Below are 2,876 nucleotides of genomic sequence, written 5' to 3'. Positions count from 1 at the left end.
GGGGGGGGGGGGGGGGGGGCGGGGGGGGGGGGGGGGGGGGGGGGGGGGGGGGGGGCGGGGTGGGGGGGGGGGGGGGGGGGGGCCCGCCGTGCCCGGCTCCGGGCGGTCAGGCTTGATCCCTGCGCCGGGCACGGCGGGCCCCCGCCCCCGTCGTGGTTCCGGTTCGCGCGGGGGTGCCGCCGCCGTCGGCCGGCAGTGGGTGATCTTGGTGGTTCTTGGTCGACGTTGGGTTTTCTTTGCTCTTGGTGGTGGTGGTTGTGCTGGGGGTTTACCAGCCTCTGGCTTTCCACTGGGGGAGGGCGGGGCGCTCGGCGCCCAGGGTGCTGTCCTTGCCGTGGCCCGGGTAGAACCAGGTGTCGTCCGGGAGCTGGTCGAACAGCTTGTGCTCGACGTCATCGATCAGCGCCGCGAAGCGCTCCGGGTCCTTGTCGGTGTTGCCCACCCCACCAGGGAAAAGGCTGTCGCCGGTGAAGAGGTGCGGGGTGCCGGACGGGTCGCGGTAGAGCAGCGCGATCGAACCCGGGGTGTGCCCCTTGATGTGGATGACCTCCAACGCGCAGTCGCCGACCGCCACGGTGTCGCCGTCGGCCAACCGCTCCGCCTCGATCGGCAACCCCGACGCGTCGTCGGCGTGCACCAACGCCCGGGCGCCGGTCTTGGCGACGACCTCCTCCAGCGCCACCCAGTGATCCATGTGCTGGTGGGTCGTCACCACGGCGGTGAGCCCACCGTCACCGATCAGCTCGAGCAGCCGGGGCGCCTCGTTCGCGGCGTCGATCAGCACCTGATCACCGGTGCCCGTGCAGCGCAGCAGGTAGGCGTTGTTGTCCATCGGACCCACCGACAGCTTGCTGATGGTCAGCCCGTCCAGCTCCCGAACCGCCGGTGCGCCGCCGTGCGTGACGTCTCCGCTGTATGTCATGACGTTTCTATATCCATTCCGGTGGAGTAGGCAGGGGACCGTCAGGGGTGACGGAGAGCAGGGTGCCGTCGGCGCGGCCGATCAGCCAGACGGCGAGGTCGGGGGCGGAGCCGGCGACGACCGGAGCGCCGACGCGCTCCCCGATCACCACCTCGTGCTCACTGCCGTCGAGGCGCAGCACCATCGACGGCGGTGTCGGCCCCATGGCGTGATGACTGGCCGCCTCCCGCAGCAGTCGGTGGGCGAACGTCTCCGACCAGTCCGCGGCCCGGTAGTCGGCGGCCAGATCGAGGTGGTGCACCTCGATCTCCCGCAGTCGACCCCAGACCAGCAGCGCCGCCGGCCAGGGACCCTTACGCGCCTGCACCGTCGCCGCCCAGGCGTCGGCCGGCATCGCCGCGACCGCCTCGGCGAACAGGTCCGCGGTGCGTCGCAGGTCGTCCAGGTGCGCGGCCGGTGGCCGGCTCGAACCGGCTTCGATGTCGGCGGTGCGGGCATCCAGCGAGGCGTACATCGGCAGCGCCGCCCCGGTGCGGGCCGCGGTGAGCAGGTTGACGAAACCGTCGGCGTTGCGCGCCACATGCGCCAGGACGTGGCCGCGCGTCCAGCCCGGCAGCAGCGACGCGGCGGCCAGGTCCGCGGCGTCGAAAGAAGCGGCGGTACGCAGTAGTCGCCTGGTGGCCGCGTCCACCTCGCCCATCAGCAACAGCGGATCCGTGGTCACCCGTCGACCCTAGCGGTCCGCCGTCGCGCCGTCGCCGGGGAAATCGCTTTCGGCGCGTCGGCGCGCGACCTACCGTCAGCGGCAGACGCGGCACCGGGACATCGGACGGAGGTGGTGATCATGCCGGACGTGGCACGCGTGTTCCGCCATCACCAGCTTCGACACCGATGAGGATGCCATGACGATCGATTTGACCGCCCTCGGCTGGGACGCCGAGCGGACGGCGTACGCCGCGCGCCGCGGCGAGCACCAGCCGGGTCGGGTGGCCCGGGTGGACCGGGGGGTCTGCACGGTGCTCACCGCAGGTGGCCCGGTCCGGGCCAGTCTGGGTGGGGCGGTGCTGACCGTCGCCGCCCGGGACCCGTCCGCGCTGCCCTGCGCCGGGGACTGGGTGCTGCTCACCCACTGGCCGGACCGCCGCGTCACCGTCGAGGCGGTGCTGCCGCGGCGGAGCGCGCTGATCCGACGTACCGCCGGCAAGGACGCCAGTGGTCAGGTGCTGGCCGCCAACCTCGACGCCGCCGCCGTGGTGGAGCCGGTGCACCCCGAGCCGGACGTGGGCCGGATCGAGCGGCTGCTCTCCCTGGCCCACGAGTCCGGAGCCCGGCCACTTGTCGTACTGACCAAGGCGGACCTCGCGGCCGACCCGGCCGCGCTGGCCCGCCAGCTGGCCGCCGTCGCGCCCGGGGTGCCAGTGCTGCCGGTCAGCGCCGAAGGTGGCCTCGGGCTGGCACCGCTGCGCGCCGAGGTGACGCCCGGCCGCACGCTCGGACTGCTCGGCCCGTCCGGTGCTGGCAAGTCGAGCCTGGTCAACGCTCTCGTCGGGGCGGTGATGATGCCCACCCAGGCGATCCGGCGCGTCGACGGCAAGGGCCGGCACACCACCACCTGGCGGGCGCTCGTACCGATCCCCGGTGGCGGTGCGGTGATCGACACGCCCGGTGTCCGGGCGGTCGGCCTGCTGGACGGCGCGGCCGGGCTCGACCGGGCGTTCGCCGACATCGCCGGGCTGGCCGAGGGCTGCCGGTACGCCGACTGCGGTCACGACGGCGAGCCGTCCTGCGCGGTCCGGGAGGCGGTGCACACCGGCGAGCTCTCCACCCGTCGGTGGGAGAGCTGGCGGCGGCTGCAGGGCGAGGTGGCCCACGAGAGCCGACGGCGGGAGGCCCGGGTGGCGGCGGAGCGACGCGGCGGGTGGCGTTCGGCCCGGCGTCGGGCCGCGCGTCCGCC

General features: G+C 74.2%; 3 protein-coding genes. 1 reads left to right on the top strand and 2 read right to left on the bottom strand.

Features of this window, described 5'->3' with window-relative positions; translation table 11 throughout:
- Positions 1-268: 268 nt before the first annotated feature.
- A complete protein-coding gene (locus ABZ749_RS33075) occupies positions 269-922 on the bottom strand; it encodes an MBL fold metallo-hydrolase (protein ID WP_357234844.1) in 654 nt (217 codons plus the stop codon).
- A gap of 7 nt (positions 923-929) precedes the next feature.
- Positions 930-1,646: a maleylpyruvate isomerase family mycothiol-dependent enzyme gene (locus ABZ749_RS33070; RefSeq protein WP_357234841.1), complete on the bottom strand. Its 717-nt coding sequence runs from the start codon at positions 1,644-1,646 to the stop codon at positions 930-932.
- Positions 1,647-1,824: 178 nt separating this feature from the next.
- Here ABZ749_RS33070 and rsgA point away from each other — a divergent pair.
- A partial coding sequence (gene rsgA / locus ABZ749_RS33065; protein WP_357234838.1) for a ribosome small subunit-dependent GTPase A occupies positions 1,825-2,876 on the top strand: 1,052 nt, incomplete at its 3' end.

The sequence above is a fragment of the Micromonospora sp. NPDC047753 genome, assembly GCF_040642735.1.
In the GTDB taxonomy this organism is placed as follows: Bacteria; Actinomycetota; Actinomycetes; order Mycobacteriales; family Micromonosporaceae; genus Micromonospora.
This window is presented reverse-complemented; position numbering and strand designations above follow the sequence as displayed.